This window comes from Legionella cardiaca, from assembly GCF_029026145.1.
In the GTDB taxonomy this organism is placed as follows: domain Bacteria; phylum Pseudomonadota; class Gammaproteobacteria; order Legionellales; family Legionellaceae; genus Tatlockia; species Tatlockia cardiaca.
In genome coordinates this window covers 3,027,767-3,045,871 of record NZ_CP119078.1, presented here as the reverse complement: position 1 = coordinate 3,045,871, position 18,105 = coordinate 3,027,767, and the positions used below count along the sequence as shown (strand labels likewise).

The window sequence follows — 18,105 nt, the reverse complement described above, 5'->3', positions numbered from 1 at the left end:
TATTAAGTATTGATATCTGGATAAAGCCCATGACTAAAAAGATAAAGTGTATCGTAAAAGAAAATTTACATGAAGGTTATTTGCGAGTTACCAGATATGATTTAGAAGTTCCCAGCCTCGATCCAAAAAAAGAATCCATTAAAATGACAAATCGGGAATTAGTTGAAGGAGCCGATTCAATTCTTGTACTGATTTATGTTCCTGCAGCAGATAGCTTTGTTTTCTGTCAGGAGTTTCGTATAGGAGTATGGAGTAATCAGAGCCAAGACGATCCGTTTATTCTGGAGTGTGTTTCAGGAACTATTGATGCCAATGATGGACCTGAGGAAACCGCTTGCAAAGAAGTCTATGAAGAGACAGGATTGACGATAAGTACAGTAATCCCCATCGCTATTGCTTATAAAAGTCCTGGTCTCATGACAGAGAAATGTTACCTTTATTATGCTGAGTTAGCTGAAATTCCCGATACCGGTTTTTATGGGACAGAGAGTGAGGAAATAAAAACACAACTTATTCCACGAGCAGAGATCTACCAATTCATGGATGACATGAAAATTATGGATGGGGCAACATTAATTGCTTTAAATTGGTTTCGGGCAAGAAATCGTACAGGCTAATTATGAACTCAGCAACAACACGGGGAGCCAGCTACTGTCAGCAAGAGAGCAATCCTTAAGTATTAATTGACTTAGCTATGTTCTTGTAAAATAATCCAATATCGTCGATTTATTCAACAATGTTCCTTGGCGCATCAATAAGTTAAGAAAAGTTATGATTGTCATTTTCGTTCATGGTTGGAGTGTCACACATACCAATACTTATGGAGAGCTTCCTCAATGGCTTGAAAGTCAGAGCAAAGATGGAAAGCTGGATATTCAAGTTGGTAATATTTATCTTGGGCACTATATCAGTTTTGACGATACCGTCACAATTGACGATATAGCACGTGCATTTGATTATGCGGTGCGTGATGAAATTTTTGATAAGCTGCGAGAAGGGCAGCGTTTTGCTTGTATCACTCACTCAGCCGGCGGTCCCGTAGTTCGTAAATGGATGGACTTATACTTTAAAAATAATCTTGCAAATTGCCCATTGAGTCATCTTATTATGCTGGCTCCCGCCAATCACGGTTCTGCGCTTGCGCAACTTGGTAAATCCCGGCTAGGCCGCATAAAAAGTTTTTTTGAAGGTATTGAGCCTGGACAGCATGTACTTGATTGGCTTGAGCTCGGAAGTGATATGAGCTGGGAACTTAATGAAAGTTGGCTTGATTATGATTGCACTGCTAATGGCATCTATCCCTTTGTACTTACAGGCCAGAAAATTGACCGCCAACTTTATGATGCTATTAATTCCTACACAGGAGAAGCCGGATCTGATGGGGTTATACGTGTAGCTGCTGCAAATATGAATTACAGTCTATTAAGGTTACATCAGGAGGGGAATAACGGTGAAAATCTTGTTGTTGCCAAAATGACACGAACACAGCCAATGGCATTTGGGGTTCTGCCTGGTTGTTCGCACTCCGGTAAAAAAATGGGAATTATTCGTAGTATCACTATGGCTAATGCAGCTACTCACCCTACGGCGATATGGGTTTTACGATGCCTCCAAGTAAAAAATCGTGACTCCTATAATAAAATGGCAAAAGAACTAGACAAGCTTACTAAAGAAACCCAGGAAAATGAGCATATCGAACTTGTGAACACCCTTATCTATAAACGCGAATATATCACCAATCGTTACTCTATGATTATATTTCGGCTTATTGATGACCGAGGCAATCATCTTAACGATTATGATCTTTATCTAACTGCGGGTCCCAAATATAGCGAGTATGCGCTTCCGACAGGATTCTTCGGTGATCGCCAGCGAAACCAGCATAATCCGGGAAAACTCACTTATTATCTTGATTACGATATCATGGAGGCCGGGATTAATACGCCAAAAATGCAAGGTAATCTGGGTTTTCGTATTAGGGCACGCCCTGAAGTGAGTGATAAAGCCCTTGCTTATTACCTGTTACTTGATTTTCATTCCTCCCTCGCTGACATTAACAAAATTCTTCATCCCAATGAAACAGTTATGGTTGAAATCATGCTACAGAGACGAGTAGATACAACTGTCTCTCGTATCACCAACAATCTTACGCCGGCAAAAATCAGCACGAAACCGAGTGGCAAAAGAGTAGATTGACATTTTTACTGAGGTGCCGCACTCATAAATTCTTTGGGGAATGTAATTATTTACTCATTACTCAAAACCCTCTTGGAAAAAGATAACCCCTCCTCTCTTTTATTTAAACTCCATCGCAAATAAATTCATTAAGGTTTTCGATTGCTCAGCATCGCCTTCTTTCTTTTAGGCAGGCAGCAGTCGATGGATTTTGGCATTATTCAAGCCTCCTTGATAAATGAAAAAGCTATTTTTCAAACTATCTTCCTTTGCATTCTTAAGAAAATATTAAGCTTGGCATGATAATATTTGGCCACTATTGGCAAAATTTGGAATGACAATGAAGCTTAGCAGAGATCAAAAAGAAAATTTATTAAATGCGGCCACTCAAGTTTATAAGGGGTATGTCGCCTTAGATTTTTTTAAAACTCGCGCATTCCAAGTCGAACATAACCAATTAACACTAGAACAAATTTGTACTAGTGCAATCCGTGATGGCCAACTTAAGCAAACGATTACTTTAAGCGGACAAGTATTCGAACTTGAATTAACAAAAGATTCTGCAAATTCCTATCAAGTCTCCTTTAAACGTCCTGTGTCAACTGCATCAAAAAAACCATCAAGAAAGCCGCTAAATGACTATGACGATAGTGATGCGCTTGCATTATTAGCACAGCAGAATTTCTCTCTTGAAGTTGATAAGGAAGCAAAACTTCAGGTAGCCAATAAGCTCAATGAAAAAACGACACTTGGTGGGATAGGAAAAATTGATCTATACCGTTCTCACTTAGTAACACTAAATAACATTATTGAAAAAATATCGGCGGAAGAAGACATCAGCAATTTATTAGTTGCTCTGGCTACTGGCTCTGGTAAAACCTATGTACAGGCATTATGGATACTGGTTTTATCTTTGTCGGGCAATAATGCGATATTTGCGGTCCCTGATAAATTAGTGACGCAACTGCGCAATGATTTAAGGCGCGTATTGCCCAATAGCTTGGTTGATGAATTACTGGTTTTAAGAGAAAACGAGGAAAATCCTGCCGCCGAAGAAGTTCTAAATGATTTAAAAACACCAACAAAATCGTCTCGCATTATTATTGGTTCGAGCGAACGCTTGTTGGATAAGCATTATCAACAATTGCTTGAAGCTGACCCTGCACGTACATTCTTAAGTTTTGATGAGCAACATTTGCTGATGAAGTCCGAACGTCGTCGCGTGCGCTTAATTGAATTATCAAAAAAAATGCTATCAATGTTTTTGACTGCAACTCCGAATCAGGAAACCTATCAATTGTCAGGAAATAAACCGGTGGCAATTATGTCTAGCGGACAGAAGCAGGCAGCGGGTCAAGGTCAATTCCCTGTGTTGTTTAGTGAAAATGCCAGAAACATTTCCGATAGAAATAAATTGCGAAATTACTATTTTTGGACTGGTGCATTTTGGAGAAATATGTTTTATGGCATTTTGTTACGTTTCTCGAATGCCATTCAAAAGGAACAAAGTTCTGCCGCTGTTTCAATTGTAGAGAGTTTACCTTTTTATCTTCATCGCAAGCCGGGCGAAACGGATGTTCGCTGGAGTATGCAAGTGCCTATGGCTCGAAAGATGTTATGCATTATTGATGACAATGAGACTTTGGTAAATTTTTGCCATGCTTTAGAACATAGCGATAGAAGGGATTGTAGTGTTTACCACAATGGTAATCTTATTGATCGCCGAGCTATCGCTAATTTTTTTCAGTTACCTGATGTTGATGACGACCTCGTGCGAGAAGATTTAAGATATAGGCAAGAAGAATATCGACAAAAACTTAATGCAGATGAATTCAACATTGGCTACAACGTGGTTGCTAAGTCTTTAAAGGAACAAATACAAGACAATATTTTTCATAATATGATGGAGTATGTATTAACAGATTTAACTGGTCTTGATGAAATTGAACACAATCGTCTGCGCAAGACAGATCCAGCGGGCTTCCAGGCTCTAATACGGGAGAAATTTAAGGTTAGAAGTGTTGCTCATTATCAAAGAAAGCTTGCAACGTTAATTGATGCGGCTGGCGCTCAGGAAATTGCTGTTATCTTAAATCAAATGTCCGTGCAATTAGGAAAAATGCATGGCGGTGAGTTTGTTAGCCATTGGGTTACTTATACCGAAGAAGATTTTAATCGCTTTGTGGATAATTGGGCCTTGAATGACGAAATCATTAAAAGGATGAAGGACGCTGACCGTGAACTGTGGAATAAATTTGACAGTTATGCAGGCAGGCACTTAATGATTTCCGTAATGACCGGCATGCAAGCAAGTGAGACGCCTATCGAAGAATCACGTCCCTTTTTGGGATTAAATGAAGATCGTTATTCCATGTATCATGATGGTGTTTTACGTGAGCAAGCCAAGCGCCGCCAACGCACCTCGTTAGAGACATTAAATGACACGTCCATGGAAAGTGCCTTTACCCCAGAGTACCAAAATTTTAATGAAGAAATCAGCGATAACTATTTTCGTCTAGGGTTTGTGGGTGTTTATGTCAGTAATAAGAAAACCGAAGGGTTTAGTGACAGAAATCTTCATACGGTTATTAATCTTGCGGAAGACAAACTGAGCACGACCAATAGTCCCGATACCCTTATTCAAGGAATTGGTCGTAATCGTGGCCTAGACGACACAATAGTTCCTGCCTACATTCATGCTCTTGGTCGTGAACAAGGAACTGTTTTTGATTTGGAGCATTTAAAGTCCAATGACTATTATCCTGAATTATTTAAATCGCAAAAATCCTACAATCAACAATTCATTGCCGTTCTAGGTAAAAATGTTGGTGAAGAAATCGTACAGTGGTTTAGAGCTAATGTTGATAAGGACGAAACCATTGATGACGATAAATTAAAAAAACAGGTATTAAAAATTATTGCGAAGTCGTTGCGCCAGTTAAATAATAATAACAGTCACAATATTCAATTAAGCCGTTCCCAGTTGACAAAGGTTATTGGTGCTGCAATGAATACTCTGGGGGAAGAAATTGCGCGCATTAAAAAACCTTACAAATTGACTTTATCGATTAGAATTCTCGGTTCGATACTGAATTTTATCTGCGAAATTTACTACAGTATTAAAAGAATATGGCCAGCCCTGCAGCGATTAAAACACTCGTGGTTTGGTGCAAGAAGCCCGCTTGATGAGGGAGCTGTTTCTACAAAACATCCTGATGATGTTTATATTAAAATTATCAACAAGACAGATTTTAAAACGCTGATGGCAGATATCAGTGTTGCCAGAGAATTTAAAGATTGGATAGCACGCAAAGGTGCGGGTTTAGAAACGGCTATTCGGAAAAATGCTGAATTCTATTTGAAGGAAGAGCTTAAAGAGAATTTGAATAAGCACAAAGAGGAATTTGTTGGTCCGTTATTAAGCAAATTTGTTGTGCCAGCCAAGCGTGAAACACTTCTGCAGGCAATTAAAACGATGCCTAATTTAATTGGCTTCATGGAAAAAAATAAGGATTCGTTGTTGGCGATATGGGAGAGCACTGATGAAGCAAATCTATCAGAAAAAATATTGCAAATCCTGCAACAAATCCCAAGCCTTGATGCGTTGACATTAGAGGATATTATTAACTATCCAGAACAAATAAAAGCTGACTTGGCTTCATTTGCAGAAGGACCGCTTGCTCTTCTTAGCCAAAATCCCACATTGCGAAAGGAAATAATAACCAATTTGGCTGGTTATTTGAAAGGTCCCTTTTTATCACTGGCTTCCGCTTTCTTTTTGGATGCCGATTTAAACGTATTAAAAGAGGTTTTGCAACAAGAAGGTAATGTGGAAAAATTCTTAGCTCATCTTCTCGATAAGGCAAAAGAAGAAACTTTCCAGATAACTGATCTTAGAGGTGTTATTGCCGAGTTTAAGACCTTTTTTAAACTTGATAATTTTAACTCTCTTGAAGTCAGGGCGGTTGAATGCATGGAGAGCTTAACCAAGGAGATGGAGGCGCTGGGCGGAAATCCTTTAGCAAATCTGAAGGATGAAGAAATTACAAAAATTGCAAAAATTATTAAAGAAGAACTTCTTCCTAGTTTAGTCAATGTGTATCCATTAGCCAATCGTCAGGCCATTTTAAACGAAGCAAGTATAGAGAAAGTTAAAGAGCTTGTTAAGACGGAGGGGGCCTCGTTAATGGAAGCTGCCACGGATAATACTACAGAGATTGCCGCTAGCATATGCTCTAAATTGGTTTCTACACCCTTGCCCATGCCCCTGGATATTGGAGAAGAAGCCTCTCGTATCCAAGAGAACCTAACAAAGAAATTCTCAGCTGTTCTTACTACATCCAAAGTAGATTTAGGAATTAAAAAGGTATTTACTCCCTCTTCTTGGTTTGGAACTCTTGATAACCCACAATATATCTATGATGTGCCCGTTATCGAGATAATTCAGGGCAAAGATTTTATTGATGGCCTTTCTTTAATGCTTTCTTTTAATGAGTGGCAAGATGTGGCAGGAAAAATCAAAAAGGATTCTGAGGGGACGTTAAAACTAGCCCGTACATTGATTGATAGTCAAATAAAAGGGGAGCGGGGGGCTCTTTCGCCGGAAAAATTAATTGAATTAATTAATCAAAGTTATGCCACCCAATATGTTGGGGCTGAAGCAAGAGCTGCAGCCGCTTTTGTAAAATTACAACAGCAGCAAAAACTTCTTGCCGGGGATCCTATTAATTCTTTAGCGCCAGAGTCATTAGCAGGTCTCGCTGCCATTGTGCGTGCAAAACTAATGCCTTTATTGGCAGCATTTATTCAGGATAGTGTGGTACGAGAAAACTTTCTTAAGCAACTCTCCGCAGACAATAGTAAAATTGGTCAATTTGTCTTTAATAATAGAGAAAAACTGACACAATTACAGACTGATAATGTTGAAGAAGGAAAAGCGGTTGCCTTAGACCTTATCAATCAACTCTTACCGCCTGAACAACAGCTGGGGATAGAGCAAATAATTCATCTCATTAATAATGCTGAAGCAAAGAGTGAACAGCTTGTTACGGATTTATCTGAAAACACCGTAACGAGTTATTTGACCAGTGCTTATTTCGCCGAATTTGCTGAAAAGATTTTTAATTCTCAGGATTACGGTAAATTATCGCTGTTTTTACAAAATAAAGAGAAGGTAGCGGGAATAGCCAAAAAAATTGCTGCTATGGGTATTCAGGCAATGACACAAGACCAGTTAATTGCTTTCTTTAAAGAAGATGAATCATTAAAGGATATCCAAACCTTAGATAAGCGTATGGAAGCATTTGGTGATTTCATTAGAGAAGTGCTTAATGGTGGTTTGGCAAGTGTCGATAAAACTAAATTGTCAGCACTGGCAGTAGAAAAGCTTGAGCCAGTATTTTTCCACCCTGAATTTTATGCATCGCTCAAAGGGCTAGTTGGTTTTCTTAATGAAGAAGATATAACAGTGATGCTTGAGGCAATGGGTAAGCCAGAGCCAAAAGCGCAAGCCGCTATGGTAGTGCAGTTTATGAAGATCATAAAAACGCAGGATAAAAAAGCTTTACAAGAAAAATTTATGACTTTTCCGGCAGAGGGAGAGACTTCTCTTGATGAGCTTCCTATCAGAAAAACCGTGGAGCTGTTGGGTAACCTCATTCAAGAGGTGCTTGATTGTCAATGCATGTATAACCAACACGATAATAAAGGTGATCAGCGTAGTTCAATCACGCCGAAGTTATACGATAAACTCTCGCCAGAACTGCGTAATATAAACGTTGATGCTTCTTATTCCTTTTTTAGTGGTTTTTCGCGTAAAATTTTCTTTATCCAGGCTATTCGTAATGGTCTGCCTCGATGTGCACAGGTTAGTGGTGATTCGAATCAAAGTCAGGTTAAAGTTCTTGAGCGTGTTAAAACTCATATTCTTCGACCCTTATGGTGGGGCACGAATATGTCCAATATAGGCTATGCAATAGTTAAAATGGGACGTAATGCTGCCTTTGCTCTGAGAGCGTGCGGATTTGCCCTCTTAAATGGCTTGAAAGCGGTTTTAAATTTGTTTACTGGAGGGTATTTTACGATTTCAAGTAGAAATCCCATGAGTGCAGATTATAATGATACCGCTTTTGATATGGCAGAAACTATCAATGGACTAACGCCTTTTGATGCACCCAAGGTTGCCACAACTGATTGCCCTACCGATGTGGTAATTGGATTTGAAACCTCTATTGCTACTCGCCGTAGTCCGCAGTTCTTTACTCCTGCATCGACACAAGAAATGGAAACAGGACCTAGTGATTCCCCGCAGTGTTGCATGTAGTATCAGCTAATGATTGAAAGATTAACTAAATTAATCTTTCAATCAGGTAGTAATTTTTTATCAAAATGGATGGCAATCATTTGCTCACCATACCAAAAAACAATAATCTTCGTAGCAAAAATGCGACTAGTTTTCGTGTGTAATTTTTTAGATACCAGGCTCCATGACAGTTTTATTTGCAATGCTCGCCTTACTAACAGAAGATAATGTTTTCTTTTTTGAGTGGTTTTTATGCCTGATATTAGTGCAATTAAAAATTTTCTCCTTCTTGCTGAAAAAGACCCGTTAATAGACCAATATGAAGCTATGCCTTTATATTGCAGCAATATAAAAGCCTATGTTACGGCAATGGAATTTTTTAAAGAAGTTCGGCTATTAAAAAAATTGCTTGATGAAAACGAGCAAGATTTTGCGGAACGTTTCAAGGCTCACTGTTTTGAGCGTGCGGGCAATAATGCTGATTCGTGTCTCAGTTTTACTACGAATCACTGGGGAGTTTGTAACAGCTTTTACCAACAATTAGTAGAATTAGTGTTTAAAGAGCAATCTAGTGGTGAAAAACTTTCTATCCTTATGCCACAAGTAACGACTGTTATTGAGTTAGATTCTTATTTTGAAGAAGGAGTAAAACCTCGTAGTGCCAATGTTAAAATGCGTTTTAACGAGCATGCCATCGCGGATTTAAACTCGACAGTAGAGTTGCAAGACGTTGTTATTTATAAATCCTACCTTTTTGATGTCAAACAAATAGCTAAACTTGATTTTAATTTACACCGCACTTTTTATCGCGCGCTCAAACAAAACTACCCTGATTTAGTACCTGGACTTTATCAACATAATGCCGACTTGAGACTTTTGCATAGACAATTAGAGTTGATTGATGACTTAGGACAAACCCCCGAGGAGGCAATTTCTTCTTTGATTGGTTCCCTTCTTAGGGGCGGGGAAAGTGTTACAAAGCAAGTTTATGCAACCAATGGAGCTCACCTGGCATTCGAACAATTTCAAAGTTATCTAGAAGCGTTGCCTTCTGAGTTTCGCAAAAATTTATTAGCATTATCCGATGTGGAGGGCTATGAAACACTAGCGAAGATCCTTATGGATTTACACGAGGGTCATTGTGTTGAAAATGCTTCATATGATTTAAACAATATTCTTGGTAATCCAGCTAACAAAACCCTTTTAAAAAGTTTTCCTTATCTCTCTAGTGAAGAAAAGCAGAATCTGGAAGCGCATTATAAGAAAAAACATTTAATTACTGCTCAAGATAATGCTGTGAATTCTGATTTTTTACCAGCTTATTATCTTAAACAAATATTACCCTTCATTGAGATAAATAGGACGCGTGATTTTATCGCGCTATTGTCAGTAACGCCGCCTTCTTTATATGCCTTTTTGCTACAACATACGACAATCAATCTCGAACCTCCTTTATCAATTAAGCTGGCATTAAGTATTCGCGGCGGATTACTTAATGGTCAGGAAAGTGCATTTTATCAGGCAATTCTTGCCAATCGTGAAAAATGTGGTGACTTATTCTATTTATTGCAATTTGCAATCTTTATTTCTGGTAGCGATTTATTTCGTGGACTATTTGAAAGTGTACCAGCAGAAGATCGCTTCATTCTTTTAAATGAAATTGAGAATGTTGATGGGCTAGTTGCTGTACCAGAGTTGGTAGAAATTGTTATGCAACAATTGCCACAAGACAACCATTTTAGGGCAATTACCACTAAAAGCATAGTTACCGGTAAGACATTGTTTCATAATGCGGTTTATAATCAAGAAAGCCTGAAAATTGTGTTAGCTAATCTGGCAGAGGAGGAGCTACTGGAGGCTGTGAATACGCGAGATAATTTTGGCAATACAGTCTTGCATCAAGCAATTCATAGTCCACCGGCACTCCAGGCAATTTTACTGGCTTTACCAGAAGAGGAGCGTTTTGCCGCAATAAAAGAAAAAAATCTGGATGGTTTTAATCTTCTGTCGCAGATTAGTCACAATCCTAATGCGGTGCAAAGTGTTCTCAACGTATTATCTAAAGATGAGTTTACTGAGAAAAAGTTAAAATTATTTATTATTCTTGAAAAAATTACAGCGAACATCGAACGTTATAATTTTGGGTGTTGGATGACGGGTTTGGGCTCTTATAAAGTCAAATTACTTCGTGAGCTACAAGACCAATTATTGGAAGATAATCAAGAATATAATGACATATCATTCTTTTTAGAAAGCGCTTTCAAAATCTGTCAGATAAAACGTAATCCTCTTCACTTTTGGGCCACCCCTAAAAGTGTTAATGAGTTCCTGGATTTAATTGCGGAAGAGAATTTATCACTGCCGGAGCGTAAACCGGATGTTAGTTGTTTCAACTTAGGTTAGGCGGTATTAAATCTTATTTTTCTTAGCCATTTTTGCACCAGTTAATAAACCTAATACAAAAAACAAAGCAAGTAAAACAATCAACGAAAAACTTGTACCTGGGCTGCGGAAGAGATCGATAAATTGTATTTGTGTCATCTTGGAAAGATCACTAACGCCATAAACACATAACTCCCCAGTGGGCAATGAGCAAAATCTATCTTGGGGACAGTTAATAAGTATTTTTTGCGATTTGCCAGCCCCGCACTGGCTATTGCTTCCTTGAAGTACTTGCAAAACTTTTTCTGGGTATTTAGTAAGAATTTCAGGCATAGGCTATTTTCCTTAACTGAATTAAAAGCGCTGCAAAAAATGGGCTGTTGCATGGCAAGTTGTTATGTCACAAACCACTTGATTTCTCTAGTCTAAGAATTAAACATCTCATGTTCAATGCTAATGAATAAAAATCAGCCGAAGATTTGTAAATAGGAAGCTGTAAGGGTATTTATATAATTGTAACAAAAGTGTTAAAAATTGTAATATTATGCAATGTTGTGTTATATTTGTGCGAAGTTAACAACTATTGTTTTCTATGCGCTTTTTTAAAACCACAGAGTTGCCCGATGAGAAGTTAAAAATAAACCTCTTTTTAACTCGAAAGAAGAGTTTGCAATTGTGGTGGCAAGAAGTGCGTGATTACTACACGCTAAGCTGCTTATCCAGCCACCAGACACGTCAACTCGATGCCCGTATTGCATCACTCTCAGCGCTAATCGACAATTATCAAGCTGAAAGAGCCGAAGACCGAAAGAAAGCTTTGCAAACCCTTTATACCCACGTACGTAACTGGTTGCATATGCATGCAGTAAAGAGAACTCATAGCGAGCGTCAAACTCAAGTTCAGGAACTAGCGTCCTGGCTGCAAGAGCAGTTAGGAGAACAAGATTTGCCCGAGAGAATTCTTCCTGATGCAGAAAATGAAAATCCCTACGACGGTGTGGAAATAGCCGATCAAGATTTATATCAGTGGTGGATGTCCATGAGTAAACTTGGCTGGTTTTCATGGCGTTCTGCGGCAACAAAAGAGTTGGATTTTGTAATACGCGTTTTTTCTCGTGATATTATTATTGATAAGGTTAAAGCCTTGCAACAACTAATGGATGCAGTTGAAGTATGGAAAGCCGAACGAAAAGATGTCAGTAGGCGCTTGCCTATGGTTGAGGCACTAGAGCAACATATTGCTCAGCGAATAACTGACTTGCAAAATGAAATACCAGACGAATACGATGAAAAGCATTCGCTATGGTTTTCAAAGTAACTTATTTCTTTTTGCTTGTTGCACTTTGTAAGAAACTTTGGAAAGCTTTGATAAGATAGTTGACCTCATCACTGCTCTTTAGCTAATGGTTATTTCATTAGTGAGCAATCTAATGAAATAACGGATGTATGATGTTAAATTCTAAACAAAACTTTTTATTAATATTTGCTCATGTCACCCTTATTGGTTTATCCAATACCTTAGTACAATATCCTTTTGCTCTTTGGGGTTTTCAGACGACATGGGGAGCGTTTAGTTACCCTCTTATTTTTATTCTAACTGATTTGACAACCAGATTTTTAGGACCTCATGCTGCAAGAAAGGCTGTTTATGCTGCCATGTTACCTGGTCTTTTTTGTTCATATGCTATTTCTAACCTCTACGCTAATCATGATGCCTTGGCTTATAATCCCATGGCTTTGCGTATCGCATTAGCTAGCTTTTTGGCTTATGTACTGGGTCAATTACTTGACATTACTATTTTTCAAAAATTTAGAGTGCAACAGAAATGGTGGGTAGCTCCAAGTGTTTCTACCATCTTTGGCAATTTATTTGATACCTATTGCTTCTTTTTTGTTGCCTTTTTCCATAGCGCCAATGCTTTTCTAAGTGGTAATTGGCTGGAGATTGCAACAGTGGATTTAGTATTTAAATTGCTAATTAGTTTGATTTCATTTATTCCTCTCTATGGTTTTCTTTTGAAGTTAATATTACAAATGAGCTCTGCTAAAATGGCTGGTGCGAATTAAGCCTGGAACATTAGTTATAAACAATGTCTCACCATACTTGCTAATTAAGGAGTTTGCATGAAGCTACGCTTTTTTGGCCAAAAAAACGCTGCTATACCTGAACGCCTTTTTATGCATATTTTGAGCTTTCTTCCACCTGAAGAGTTAAATAAATTATTGTTAGTAAACAAATCCTGGATGAAGCTTACTGAGAAAACAAAAAGTCGTTTGACTGTAATACCGATGATGCAACGGATTCCCCAATTTAAGCCTTATGATTTTGGGCAGTTGGGATTTTATCCAGCGACTGGAGGAATGACCAACTGTACGCATAAAGTAAGACAAAGAAAAATGCTAAAGTGGGTTTTACGTGTTCCTGGGAAAGGATCGTCTGCCTTTATTAATAGGGAAGATGAAGCCTACAATGCTAAACAAGCTTCTGAGTTAGGGCTTAATGTTACTATCGAATTTTTTGATCCTAAGGATGGTTTACAATTAACGCGTTATATTGATAATAACAGGTCACTCGCTAAGGAGTTAAAAACCAATCCTTTAATTCTTGAAACTGTTGCTGATGCTCAACGATGTTTGCATAGCTCGCCTCTTTTCCGCAATGAGGTCAACATGTTTTCTCGTAATACCAAATTACTGGATTTATTAAAAAGTAAAAATTCTGCGATTCTTCCCCAAGATATTAAAGAGATTGAATTAATGATGGAGCAAATAGAAAAGCTGGTTAGATGCTACGACATTCCATTGTCTCCTTGTCACAATGACGCCACAGTAGAGAATTTTTTAGTTTCTGGGACTGCAGAAGATAGCAGGATACGTTGGCTTGATTGGGAGTATTCAGCTAATAACGACAGGCTTATCGATCTTGTCTATTTTCTTAGGGACGCTAAGCTTTCATCAGAGCAAATGCAATTATTTATCACCAGATATTTTGGTTATTACGATAAAACAATTCAAGCCTGGTTAACCTTATATATGCCAGTAATTGACTGGTGGTACACCATTTGGTCATGGACGCAAATTAGTAATGAGGCAAATGGTTGTGAAATGGAGAAGTATAGAGATTTGGCAGAAAAAAGTTATAAACAAACCAAAGACTCTTTAGAGTCTCTGGAATATAAGCAGGCTTTTACATTGATTCAAGAAGAAACCCAAAGTCAAACATTTTCAAAGAAACGAACTTTTTAATTTTCTTAGAATTTTATGCCAAAGGTTCTTTGTCAATCGATTCTTTTTTATGGCAGCAACAGGCAAATAAATTATAAAGCCAGGCAATAAGAAATCCAAAAATAAAGAAATCAATAAATGCGATAAGACCACCAATTAGGCTTCCTAAAATTGTTGGCTGATAACCAATATATAAGCCTCCCATTGCCGCCACAAAGGGTTTTCCATAGGCATTATAAGTGGCAATTAATCCTATGATTAATACAAAAACACCCCATAGAATTCCCAAACTTAAGCCTAAGGAAACAGGGCATAATTTACATTTGTTCATAGTCATTATCCAATCAATCCTGGTATTTAAATTATAGTTCAAATTGGTTTAATTTTAATCTTAATGAATTGTAATTTATCGTTTTTTGTCAGACAGATAATTGGTTATTTATTGGATTGATATATAATTTAATAATCAATTTGATTTTTAGGTGTCCTCTATGAAAGTGCTGCCTTCTGTGATAGTCCTTGATGGGGCGGGCAATGGTCAAGTGACGGTTTGTGATATAGAGAATAAACCATTATCTGAAGTGCAAGCGATAAATGTGGTATTTGTTCCCGTTGTATTAGTGCATGAGGAACTAGTAACACCCGATTATGTTCTTTATATGTTCGATGATGATAAAAATCTTACGGCAAAGTTAGCTGAAATAGAGAAGTCTGAAAAGAATGCCATTATTGTGATTGGTACTGACAAAGAACGAAGGGCTTATTTTATCGAAAATGCCCGGCTTTCCTCTAACTCTGTCATGATCTCATGTGGGTATAGCCTCGATAAAATTAACCAATTAGTGCGTTCAGAAAATGGCAAAGTGGAGTTGGATAAGAATAATCCGACTATTTTGGCAACTCTTATAAGGCGTTTTCGTTTAGATGGTGGGCATGCCAATGAAGCGGAGATTACAGGAACAAGGACTGGAGTAAATGTGTTTTCAACCAGTTTTGGACCTTGTAATCCTATTATAGGTAAACGCAAAACAGATCAGCAATTTGTTCTTCATCATGCGGATGGTGCTTCGGTCGATAGAGAGGGTGGAATCGGTAAATTTATAACAGACCTGGAAAAGGGCGGAGGGGCTGAGTTTGTTGTGGTGATGCAAAATCCTAATATAGTAAGAAGTATTGCCAAGGCACCACTACTGGCTGGCGGTTTGGCTGTAGAGTTACGCGAAAAAAATTTAAATCGTGTGAATATTCCAGAAGGATATTCTGCCGTTGCTTGCATAAATGGGGCTACTGTGATTATGGCTAAAAGAATGGAGTTTTTTAAAAATCCAGAGGAAAGAAAAGCGCTAATAAGTAAGTTTCAAGATCAGGAAATAAGAGAGGAAAGTCGATTAATAGATATTAGAGATCCCTCGCAAATTATTCCTATGTCGCAGACAGCGAAAGACGTGCATGTAGCAAATCAGCAAATGAAAAAAGCAACAGCAAAAGAAGGTCCCTATAAAGAAATTTTAAATGGACTGAAGGAGATTGGTATTAGTCTACCTAAAGAGGGAGGGGTGTTTTCAAAAATCTCTTCAATTTTGAAGAGATAATCATTAGGCGAGAGCCCATTGAACAAATTTTATTAAAACTGGTGATGTAACTAGTTGTTTCATGAAGGTCATTTCCCTATAATCGGCTCTCCTCTGTTGACTTAAGGAAAGCTCCTAACATGAAAAAAGTAGTGTTGTCGTTATTGGCGGCTAGCTTGTTTGCCGTAAATGCTCAAGCAAGAGAATCTTTGTGTGGCTATCGAGATTATTTTCATCTTGATGATCTGGCGCATCCAGGTATTTTTATTGTTAGAGCGAATGCTACCCAAGATATCTATCTGAACGTGATTAGCCCAAGAAGTTTTGAGATACGCGACACGCAGCAATGTCATAATGGTTATGCGCATGTGACTGTTGCTTATGATGCTTATAACTGGTGTATTTTAGATATCAAAGATGGTCCTTATATGATGCATCCTTCGATAAAAGCGACTTGTAGCGGTATGAGTTATCAGGGTATTGATTATGATGGTTTTAATACCTATTCTTATACAATTAAACTGGATTAATTTATATTATTAAAATCAAAAAACGATCTGGTTTTAAGCTTTAGCATTATTTTTGCAAAACATAAGTTCCTGGTGCTGCCGGAAGCAAAGGATTAAGCTTTCTCGGTGGCACTTTCTTTTTTGAAGAGTGTTGCACTAACCACTCATGCCAGGCTACCCACCAAGAACCATTTCTTTTTTCAGCCAATATAAGCCAATGGTCTGCATCAATAAAGGTAGTATCCTTTTTACGCTCTCGAATATGATAATAGCGGTTTTTATGACCAGGCTCGCTAACAATGCCTGCATTGTGTCCCCCTGAAGTCAGGACAAAGGTAATATCGTTATTTATCATCAGATGAATTTTATAAACAGAGCGCCATGGGGCAACATGGTCTGTCTCTGTGCTGACAGCAAACGTGGGAATATGAATATTTTCGGCAACAATTGGTATGTTTTCAATGGCAAAGCGACCCGCAGCAAAGTCATTATTTAAAAACAATTTTTCAAGGTACTCACTATGCATTTTATAAGGCATACGTGTTGCATCAGCGTTCCAAGCTAATAAATCAATCATGCCTCGCTGTTGTCCACTCATGTAGTCGCGAACCATTTTTGACCAGATTAAATCATAAGAACGAAGCATTTGAAAAGAACCAGCCATTTGCTTCGTATCAAGGTAACCCTGCTCCCACATCATATTTTTAAGGAAAGCCACTTCACTTTCTGTGATAAACAACATTAATTCCCCTGCCTCACTAAAATCACCCTGCGCTGCTAAAAGAGAAAGGCTGTTGAGACGGTTATCACCTATTTTTGACATGAATGCGCTTGAAATCATCGCTAATGTGCCACCTAGACAATAACCCATTAAATTAATCTTAGTATCGGGGATGATGGTCGATACAGCATCTATTGCAGCCATAGTGCCGCGGCGATGGTAATCGTCCAGACCAAAATTTCTATCTTTACCACGTGGATTACGCCAGGAAACAATAAAAACAGTATGCCCTTGAGAGACTAGCCATTTAACTAATGAATTGTGGGGGGATAAGTCAAGAATATAATATTTCATTATCCAGGCAGGTACTATGAGTACGGGCTCTTTATAAACGGTTTTTGTTTTAGCTTCATATTGCAATAACTCAATTAAATGATTACGAAATACGACTTTACCTGGTGTAACTGCGACATGTTCACCAGGAATGAAATTCTCAACTCCTTCGGGAGGTATGCCAAACAATTTTTCAAGCCTGTCTTGAATGGCTAATTTCGTGCCATGAAATAAGTTAAGACCAGAGGTGTTAATGGTTTCTTGAAACAGTTCCGGATTAGTAGCAACAAAATTAGAGGGTGATAAAGCATCGATAATCTGCCGTGCGCAAAAAGACACGGTACGCTCAACGTGTGCGGGTACACCTGGAATATTTGTTGTTGCCCGTCGCCACCAATCTTCAAATTGTAGAAAATTCTCGGCATAAATTTCCCAAGGCCATCGTTGCCAATTTTCAGTGTGAAAACGAACATCTCTGCCATCTCCGGGACGTTTATGACAAAGAATTTTATTCGTGCAATCCTGAGTATGAAAGGCCGGATAAAGCGCTAGTTCCAGTAGTCTTCCTGGACACAGCGCTAATTGAGAAAGCCATGAAAAGCATGCTGTAGCTAATGCTGCTGGGCTTATACCGGTGCTGATTTTAGCAATAGCAGCTTGATACGATTTATCTAACAAATTGAAAAATTCATCTAATTCCTCGGAGGTGATAGGGGTATCATTAACTTCGCCGGACAGCTCGTTTAAAACGGGTCCTAGTTGGGACACCATGGCTACTTCCTCTTTGGGCGCCTTTTTTCTCATGACAATCTCTTCCCTAAACTAGGCAGCGATATTTTAAAAATAGTACAAAAATTGGTCTTTTCATTCATATTCGATAAATTTCTA

The 18,105-nt window shown here is 38.3% G+C and carries 12 protein-coding genes; 9 read left to right on the top strand and 3 right to left on the bottom strand.

Translation table 11 applies throughout. The features are described 5' to 3' along the window. The first annotated feature begins 29 nt into the window (after nt 1–29). The 4 genes from PXX05_RS13260 (at nt 30) to PXX05_RS13245 (ending at nt 10,879) form a co-directional block, all read left to right on the top strand. Nucleotides 30–617 (top strand): NUDIX hydrolase, encoded by a 588-nt coding sequence (locus PXX05_RS13260; RefSeq protein ID WP_275088669.1) that lies wholly within the window; start codon nt 30–32, stop codon nt 615–617. A 154-nt stretch (nt 618–771) separates the two neighbouring features. Further along, on the top strand, nt 772–2,196 hold the full coding sequence (gene plaB / locus PXX05_RS13255) for a phospholipase PlaB (protein ID WP_275088668.1): 1,425 nt from the start codon (nt 772–774) through the stop codon (nt 2,194–2,196). A 319-nt stretch (nt 2,197–2,515) separates the two neighbouring features. After that, a complete protein-coding gene (locus PXX05_RS13250) occupies nt 2,516–8,497 on the top strand; it encodes a DEAD/DEAH box helicase family protein (protein ID WP_275088667.1) in 5,982 nt (1,993 codons plus the stop codon). 231 nt (nt 8,498–8,728) lie between these two features. Then, complete coding sequence (locus tag PXX05_RS13245; RefSeq protein WP_275088666.1) at nt 8,729–10,879, top strand: hypothetical protein; 2,151 nt, start codon at nt 8,729–8,731, stop codon at nt 10,877–10,879. Nucleotides 10,880–10,885: 6 nt separating this feature from the next. Here the strand turns inward: PXX05_RS13245 and PXX05_RS13240 are convergent, their stop codons facing one another. Then, nucleotides 10,886–11,191, bottom strand: coding sequence for a hypothetical protein (locus tag PXX05_RS13240; RefSeq protein ID WP_275088665.1), 306 nt, complete (start codon nt 11,189–11,191; stop codon nt 10,886–10,888). Nucleotides 11,192–11,450: 259 nt separating this feature from the next. Between PXX05_RS13240 and PXX05_RS13235 the strand changes: the two genes are divergently transcribed. The 3 genes from PXX05_RS13235 to PXX05_RS13225 all read left to right on the top strand — a co-directional run bounded on the left by PXX05_RS13235 (nt 11,451) and on the right by PXX05_RS13225 (nt 14,104). Next, on the top strand, nt 11,451–12,176 hold the full coding sequence (locus PXX05_RS13235) for a hypothetical protein (RefSeq protein WP_275088664.1): 726 nt from the start codon (nt 11,451–11,453) through the stop codon (nt 12,174–12,176). Between the two features lie 128 nt (nt 12,177–12,304). Further along, on the top strand, nt 12,305–12,925 hold the full coding sequence (locus tag PXX05_RS13230) for a queuosine precursor transporter (RefSeq protein ID WP_275088663.1): 621 nt from the start codon (nt 12,305–12,307) through the stop codon (nt 12,923–12,925). Nucleotides 12,926–12,982: 57 nt separating this feature from the next. Beyond that, entirely contained in the window at nt 12,983–14,104 is a 1,122-nt protein-coding gene (locus PXX05_RS13225) for a phosphotransferase (RefSeq protein WP_275088662.1), read from the top strand. 13 nt (nt 14,105–14,117) lie between these two features. Here PXX05_RS13225 and PXX05_RS13220 read toward each other — a convergent pair whose 3' ends face one another. Next, nucleotides 14,118–14,414, bottom strand: a complete 297-nt coding sequence (locus tag PXX05_RS13220) for a bacteriophage holin (protein WP_275088661.1) — start codon at nt 14,412–14,414, stop codon at nt 14,118–14,120. Between the two features lie 160 nt (nt 14,415–14,574). On the opposite strand from PXX05_RS13220, the gene PXX05_RS13215 reads away from it, so the two are divergent. Both PXX05_RS13215 and PXX05_RS13210 read left to right on the top strand, forming a co-directional pair. Beyond that, complete coding sequence (locus PXX05_RS13215) at nt 14,575–15,675, top strand: hypothetical protein (protein ID WP_275088660.1); 1,101 nt, start codon at nt 14,575–14,577, stop codon at nt 15,673–15,675. Between the two features lie 119 nt (nt 15,676–15,794). Next, the gene (locus PXX05_RS13210; RefSeq protein WP_275088659.1) at nt 15,795–16,184 is read left to right on the top strand and encodes a hypothetical protein; all 390 of its coding nucleotides are present in this window, start codon (nt 15,795–15,797) and stop codon (nt 16,182–16,184) included. A gap of 46 nt (nt 16,185–16,230) precedes the next feature. On the opposite strand, the gene PXX05_RS13205 is transcribed toward PXX05_RS13210, so the two are convergent. After that, complete coding sequence (locus PXX05_RS13205; protein WP_420844652.1) at nt 16,231–17,988, bottom strand: PHA/PHB synthase family protein; 1,758 nt, start codon at nt 17,986–17,988, stop codon at nt 16,231–16,233. Nucleotides 17,989–18,105: the final 117 nt, after the last annotated feature.